This is a genomic window from Pantoea sp. R102 (assembly GCF_004916815.1).
Lineage (GTDB): Bacteria > Pseudomonadota > Gammaproteobacteria > Enterobacterales > Enterobacteriaceae > Pantoea > Pantoea dispersa.
The window spans coordinates 1-6,665 of the sequence record NZ_SDFT01000240.1 but is presented as its reverse complement, the minus strand read 5'-3'; the positions used below and the strand labels follow the sequence as shown (position 1 = coordinate 6,665).

The 6,665-nt window shown below is 57.2% G+C and carries 6 protein-coding genes and 1 tRNA gene; 6 read left to right on the top strand and 1 reads right to left on the bottom strand.

Annotated elements, in window-relative coordinates; all coding sequences use genetic code 11:
• A partial coding sequence (locus tag ERD80_RS20690) for a carboxyltransferase domain-containing protein (protein WP_136548363.1) occupies positions 1-1,905 on the top strand: 1,905 nt, incomplete at its 5' end.
• Between the two features lie 265 nt (positions 1,906-2,170).
• Entirely contained in the window at positions 2,171-2,467 is a 297-nt protein-coding gene (locus tag ERD80_RS20685) for an HTH-type transcriptional regulator (protein ID WP_021507026.1), read from the top strand.
• 46 nt (positions 2,468-2,513) lie between these two features.
• Here the strand turns inward: ERD80_RS20685 and ERD80_RS20680 are convergent, their stop codons facing one another.
• Positions 2,514-3,107, bottom strand: a complete 594-nt coding sequence (locus ERD80_RS20680; protein ID WP_021507025.1) for an HD domain-containing protein — start codon at positions 3,105-3,107, stop codon at positions 2,514-2,516.
• 60 nt (positions 3,108-3,167) lie between these two features.
• Between ERD80_RS20680 and ERD80_RS20675 the strand changes: the two genes are divergently transcribed.
• From ERD80_RS20675 to ERD80_RS20660, 4 genes are all read left to right on the top strand, one after another.
• Positions 3,168-3,632, top strand: coding sequence for a MarR family transcriptional regulator (locus tag ERD80_RS20675; protein WP_010616544.1), 465 nt, complete (start codon positions 3,168-3,170; stop codon positions 3,630-3,632).
• Between the two features lie 96 nt (positions 3,633-3,728).
• Positions 3,729-4,157 (top strand): organic hydroperoxide resistance protein, encoded by a 429-nt coding sequence (locus ERD80_RS20670; protein ID WP_021507024.1) that lies wholly within the window; start codon positions 3,729-3,731, stop codon positions 4,155-4,157.
• 269 nt (positions 4,158-4,426) lie between these two features.
• The gene (gene eptB / locus ERD80_RS20665) at positions 4,427-6,121 is read left to right on the top strand and encodes a kdo(2)-lipid A phosphoethanolamine 7''-transferase (RefSeq protein ID WP_104094238.1); all 1,695 of its coding nucleotides are present in this window, start codon (positions 4,427-4,429) and stop codon (positions 6,119-6,121) included.
• Positions 6,122-6,245: 124 nt separating this feature from the next.
• Positions 6,246-6,322 (top strand) — tRNA-Pro (locus tag ERD80_RS20660).
• Positions 6,323-6,665: the final 343 nt, after the last annotated feature.

Genomic DNA, 6,665 nt, shown 5'->3' with positions numbered 1-6,665 from the left:
CTGCTGCTGGCGGGCGGGCTGGATACGCCGCGCTATCTGGGCAGCCGCAGTACCTTTACGCTGGGTAAGTTTGGCGGTCATGCCGGGCGGGCGCTGCGCGCCGGCGACGTGCTGCAGCTGGCCGCGCCGCGTCAGGCTACGGCGGCGCGCCTGCCTGAGACGCTGCTGCCGCCGCTTAACGGTGAATGGCAGCTGCGCGTTATTTATGGTCCGCACGGCGCGCCCGCCTTTTTTACCGATGACGATATAAGCGAATTTTTCGCTGCCGAGTGGCAGGTGCACTACAACTCCAGCCGCACCGGGATTCGGCTGATCGGCCCGAAACCTGACTGGGCGCGCAGCGACGGCGGTGAGGCGGGCATGCATCCGTCCAATATTCACGACAACGCCTATGCCTATGGTACGGTGGATTTTACCGGCGATATGCCGGTGATCCTCGGGCCGGACGGCCCTTCGCTGGGCGGCTTTGTCTGTCCGGCGACGGTGATCGACGCCGATCTGTGGAAGCTGGGTCAGCTCAAAGCGGGCGATCGACTGCGCTTTGTGCCGATCGCCCTTGCTGATGCCGATCGTCTGGCACAGGCGCAGCGCAGCGAGATCGCGCATCTGCAAGCGGAAGCAGTGCGCGTGGCGCCAGCACTGCCGCTGATCGATCCGATCTTGCACCAGCATGCAGCAACCGCAGGGCGGCCTGCACTGTGCGTGCGCGCCGCGGGAGACCGTTTTCTGCTGGTGGAGTATGGCGCGCTGACGCTGGACATCGCGCTGCGTTTCCGCGTTCACGCCCTGATGCAGTGGCTGGAGGCGCATCCGCTGGCGGGTCAGCTGGAGCTGACGCCCGGCATCCGCTCGTTACAGGTGCATTATGATGCGCAGCAGTGCGCAAGAAGTGAGTTGTTGGCGCAAATTTTGCAAGCTGATAATCTGCTGGGCGACCTCGCCGACGCGGCTGTGCCATCGCGCACTGTGTGGCTGCCGCTCAGCTGGGATGATGCCGCCTGCCGTGAAGCCGTGACACGCTATAGCCAGTCGGTGCGTCCGAATGCGCCCTGGTGCCCGAGCAACATTGAGTTTATCCGGCGCATCAACGGGCTCGAAAGCGTGGAGGCGGTGAAACAGATTGTGTTCAGCGCCTCGTATCTGGTGATGGGGCTGGGCGATGTCTATCTCGGCGCACCGGTGGCGACGCCACTCGATCCGCGACACCGCCTGGTGACCACCAAATACAATCCGGCGCGCACCTGGACGGCGGAAAACTCGGTGGGCATCGGCGGCGCGTATCTGTGTGTTTATGGCATGGAAGGGCCGGGCGGCTACCAGTTCGTCGGACGTACGCTGCAGATGTGGAATCGCGATCGCCGCACCAGCGCCTTTACCCAGCCGTGGCTGCTGCGTTTCTTCGACCAAATCCGTTTTTATCCGGTCAGTGCCGACGAACTGCTGCAAATCCGCGAACGTTTCCCGTGGGGCGATTATCCGCTGCGCGTGGAAGCCGGTGAGTTCCGGCTCGCCGAGTATCAGGCGCTGCTGACTGCCCAGGCGACGGAGATCGACGCGTTCCAGCAGAAGCGTCAGCAGGCGTTTGACGCAGAGCTGGCGCGCTGGCGCGCCGATGGCCAGTTCACCTTCGACAGCCAGCTGCAGGCGCAGAGCAGCGAGGAAGTGGTGGTGCCGGCGGGCTGCCACAGCGTGGAGAGCCAGGTGGCGGGCAGCGTGTGGCAATGGCTGGTGGCGGAAGGCAGTGATGTGACCGCGGGTGCCACGGTAGGCATTCTCGAATCCATGAAGATGGAAATCCCGATCGTGGCGCCGGTCAGTGGCAAAATCCACAGCCTGCAACGCCAGGCCGGGCAGCAAGTGCAGGCGGGTCAGTTACTTATGGTGATCGATCCGTTTGCAGTATAAGAAAGAAGAAAAAATAATCAGGAAACAGGCAGCAAAGCCGGGGATCTGACCCATACTTAGAGACCCGGTTCAATGTTGCATTGCCCTGACATCTTTTCGCAGTGTGCAACAGGCTGTGTCCCGTAACGGTTTCATTAAAACACTATTTTCGCCCTGATAAGGGAAAACTGTTTCGGGATACAGCCTGATAAGGCCGGTTTCAGCGCCTGGTGGCGCTTACCTCTCTACTTTCACGTGCTTCATAGTGAGTTTTAAGGAGTTCTCTATGGAAATAAAAGATCCAATGGTCGAATTACTCAGCAGTCTTGAGCAAATTGTTTTGACACGTGATGCACAGACTCCCGTATCAGAAATTGCACTCAATACCGTTTCCGTTCCCGAACCGCAGCGTTTACGCGAGATGACCGGCATGCAGGTGGATGAATTCGCCCGCGTGATGGGGGTGAGCGTCTCGTCAGTAAAAAGCTGGGAAGCGCAACGTACGCGCCCATCCGCCACGGCTCGCAAACTGATGAAACTGCTGCAGGCCAATCCGTATCTGGGCCGACAGCTGCTGGAATAACGCCGACTATCGGTTCTCTGTGACCCGCCTGCACGGCGGGTTTTTTTCAGCTTAAGCCACCGTATTTCGCCGCCTGTTTGACAAACCAGCTTTCCGGCACGCTGTACGGCGGTTTTGCCAGCTGCGCGATGCCCTGTTCAATGATGTGATTCGCCTGCTGCCATAAACGCCGATCCCCCTGCTGTAACAGCTGAATCTGAATCTGTTTCTCGACCAGGTAAACCCGGGCAAAATTGGGATCGAACTGCACGATGGCACGGGTATTATCGATGATATCGGCCAGCTTGATGGTTTGCGCCTCGGGCGAGGCTTCGGCAGTGTGGCGAAAGTGTGCCAGCTTACGGGCGGTACGATTCTTTGCCTGCGGCTGGGCGCTGTCGGTGAGCATGTCCACCAGGTGTGCAACGCGCGCACCAAAGTGTTCTTCAATATCCTGTAAGGTACTAGCGGTGTCCTCCACCGTGTCGTGCAGCCAGGCGGCAGCGATCATCGCTTCGTCATCGCTGACGCTGCGTACCAGCTCCGCGACGGCAGCCGGATGCACAATATAGGGTTCGTCGGTGTATTTGCGACGCTGGCCCGCATCGGCATGTGCCTGCGTGGCATAACGGCGCGCCTGCTCTTCCAGTGAATCACGCATCTTCACACTCCAGGAAAAAGTTGCTTGCAATTATCTAGCGCGCTATCTATATTGAGTCGCATGAACAGTAATCAAGATGACAAAAAAGTGAAGCCTGCGCCACTCCAGCTTGATCAGCATCTGTGTTTCGCGCTCTATTCGGCGAACCTGGCGATGCATAAAGTCTATCGCCAACTGCTGGCGGCGCTGGAGATCACCTATCCGCAATATCTGGTGATGCTGGTGCTGTGGCATCAGGATGATCTGACGGTATCGGAGATTGGTGAAAAGCTGTTTCTCGATTCGGCCACCCTGACGCCACTGCTGAAACGACTGGAGAGCGCTGGTTTGCTGCGCCGCCAGCGTTCGCGTCAGGATGAGCGCCAGGTCGTGGTCACGCTGACCGACCAGGGGCGCGCGCTGCAGGAAAAAGCCGCCAGCATTCCGGAAGCGGTACAGTGTGCGACCGCCTGCGATACCGACACTATGGCGGCGCTGAAACAGCAGCTGGACGATCTGCGCGGCAACCTGAATCGCGCCACCTGAGCATCAGGGATGTCGCTGCGGCGGCATCCTGAGAGTGAAGTTTTCCCTTGTGCCTTATAAATAGCACGCGATTGTATAGCGAATAGTGAGGTTATGATGTCTTTAGAAAAAGTGATTTACACCGCCAAAGCCAAAGCAACCGGTGGCCGCGATGGCCGCGCCACCTCGTCTGATAACGTGCTGGACGTGAAGCTGGGCGTGCCAAAAGAGATGGGCGGCGCGGGCGGCGAGGTGACGAACCCGGAGCAGCTGTTTGCTGCCGGCTACTCTGCCTGCTTCCTCGGCGCGATGAAATTTGTCGCCGGCCGCGACAAAATCGCCATGCCAAAAGACGCGTGGATTGAGGGCGAAGTGGGGATTGGTCCTATCCCCACCGGTTTTGGCATTGAAGCAAAACTGAATATCCATCTGCCAGAGATGGACGCGGCGGAAGCGCAGAAGCTGGTTGATGCGGCACACATTGTTTGTCCGTACTCAAATGCGACGCGCGGCAACATCGACGTGACGCTGAATATCATCAACTAAGTTGATGCATGCATAAAAGGCTCCTGCGGGAGCCTTTTTTATCACGAACACCATCCCGCATCCCATCGAACTAAAGAATTTTCTGGTCTTACCATTGGTTAAATGTTCTACTGCTGCGCTCCGTGCATCATCGTAATTATTTGGGTTCAGATTCGTCCCGATCCTACTCGCCAGGTCACGCTTTTCTGCTACGCAAGCGAACCTTACGCTCTTTGCACAGTCACATTTACGGTTGAAGCATCGACACCAGGTCGGGAACAGAAATTTATATGAATTACATTAAAAGTTTAACGCAGCAAAAGTTGTCGCTTTTGCTGGCGCTCTATCTTGGCATCTTATTGAATTTGCCAATCTTTTATCGCCGTTTTGACGGCTTCTTAACGAAATCCACCGTCACCAACTGGTTATCCGCCGCGGCGGAAGTGACCGCGGCCGTACTGCTGACCTTCTTCCTGATGCGACTGCTGTCGCTGGGTGGCAAATGGTTTTATCGCGTGATCGCCAGCCTGCTGGTGGTGATTTCGGTGGCCGCCGCCTATTACATGGCGTTCTTTAACGTGGTGATCGGTTACGGCATCGTGGCGTCGGTCATGACCACCGATGTCGATCTCTCTAAAGAGGTTATCGGGCTGCACTTTGTGCTGTGGATGGTGCTGGTGAGCGCACTGCCGCTGCTGCTGATCTGGCGCAATAACCTGAGCCTGACGCTGATTGAACAGCTGAAAACCCCCGGTCAGCGCCTGAAACCTACAGTGATCCTGTTGCTGAGCGTGGCGCTGGTATGGCTGCCGATTCGCTACTTCGACAAGCTGCAAAAAGCCAATGAAGAGCTCACCAATATCGATCTGCCAAGCTATGGCGGCGTAGTGGCGCACTCTTATCTGCCTTCGAACTGGATCGCGGCGCTGGGCCTGTTCGCCTGGACTAAGGTGGACGAGAAGCTGGACAGCCAGGAGTTGCTCGATCCGGCGAAGAAGTTTACCTATGTGGCGCCGCCTGGCATTGACGATACCTATGTAGTGTTTGTGATTGGCGAGACCACGCGCTGGGATCACATGGGCATGCTGGGCTATAACCGCGATACCACGCCGAAGCTGTCGAAAGAGAAGAATCTGGTGGCATTCCGCGGTGAATCCTGTGATACCGCCACCAAGCTGTCGCTGCGCTGCATGTTTGTGCGCGAGGGCGGCACCATGGATAACCCTGGCCGTACGCTGAAAGAGCAGAACATTTTTGCGGTGATGAAAGAGCTGGGCTTCACCTCCGAGCTGTTCGCCATGCAGAGCGAAGTGTGGTTCTACGACAACGCCGATGTGAATAACTTCTCGTTCCGCGAGCAGATTGGTTCTGAGAAGCGCAATCAGGGCAAAGCGGTGGACGATATGCTGCTGGTGCCGGAACTGCAGGCTTCACTGCAGCGCTTCCCGAAAGGCAAGCATCTGGTGGTGTTGCACACGAAAGGTTCGCACTATCTCTATTCGCAGCGTTATCCGCGCGAGTTTGCCCGCTATCAGCCTGAGTGTATTGGCGTGGACGATAAGTGCAGCAAAGCCCAGCTGATTAACGCCTATGACAACTCGATTCTGTATGTTGATACCATGCTGGACAGCGTGCTGGATCAGCTGCGTGATAAGAAAGCGATTGTGTTCTATGCCGCCGACCACGGCGAGTCGATCAGCGAAAATATGCACCTGCACGGTACGCCGCGCGAGATGGCGCCGCCGGAGCAGTTCCGCGTGCCGATGATTGTCTGGGCGTCCGATAAGTATTTGCAGGACCCGACTAACCGCAGCAACTTTGAGCGCTTACAGGCGCAGCAGCGCGTCGGCAAAACCCATCGTCACGTTGAGCTGTTCGACACCATTTTAGGGTGTCTGGGTTATACCTCGCCGGATGGCGGTATTAAAGCAGCGAATAACTGGTGCCAGGCACCTGCCACTGCCAGCAGTGCGAAAGCGCTGTAATTCGTGCCTGGATCTTATTGAGCAGGCAGGTGTTTAAGGCACTGCTTGCTTTCCAGGCAATCAGGCGGATTTTCGGGAAAAGGGATTGACGCTCTAAAGTCACGGCAGTAATATTCGCCCCCATCGGCGAGTAGCGCAGCTTGGTAGCGCAACTGGTTTGGGACCAGTGGGTCGGAGGTTCGAATCCTCTCTCGCCGACCATATTCGAAAAGCCCGCTTTGCAAAAAGCGGGCTTTTTTCGTTCGCAGCAAAAGAGGATGAGAACCTCCGAAGGAGGTTTGAGCCGAGCGAAGCGAGACCACTGTGTCTGTCGTTTTTGCACTCTCAGGGTGAAATACAGGACCGCTCCGTAAAGACGCTGTCTCATCCCTGATCGCTCGGCACACGCCATCCATGGCGTGTGACGCTTTACTCCACGGCCCCGTATCCCACCCTTTATCCGGCTTCGGTGATGGCTGAAGGTTTACTGGCTGCCGTGCACATCCCCAGGTGCGTATAAATACGCACCCTACAAAAGTGCATAATCCTGTAGATACCGTCTTGC

Excerpts from the sequence above, each read along its gene's own strand:
- ERD80_RS20670 (WP_021507024.1), top strand. The coding sequence starts at position 3,729 with ATGTCTTTAGAAAAAGTGATTTACACCGCCAAAGCCAAAGCAACCGGT.
- ERD80_RS20680 (WP_021507025.1), bottom strand. The coding sequence starts at position 3,107 with ATGCGTGATTCACTGGAAGAGCAGGCGCGCCGTTATGCCACGCAGGCA.
- eptB (WP_104094238.1), top strand. The coding sequence starts at position 4,427 with ATGAATTACATTAAAAGTTTAACGCAGCAAAAGTTGTCGCTTTTGCTG.
- ERD80_RS20685 (WP_021507026.1), top strand. The coding sequence starts at position 2,171 with ATGGAAATAAAAGATCCAATGGTCGAATTACTCAGCAGTCTTGAGCAA.
- ERD80_RS20675 (WP_010616544.1), top strand. The coding sequence starts at position 3,168 with ATGAACAGTAATCAAGATGACAAAAAAGTGAAGCCTGCGCCACTCCAG.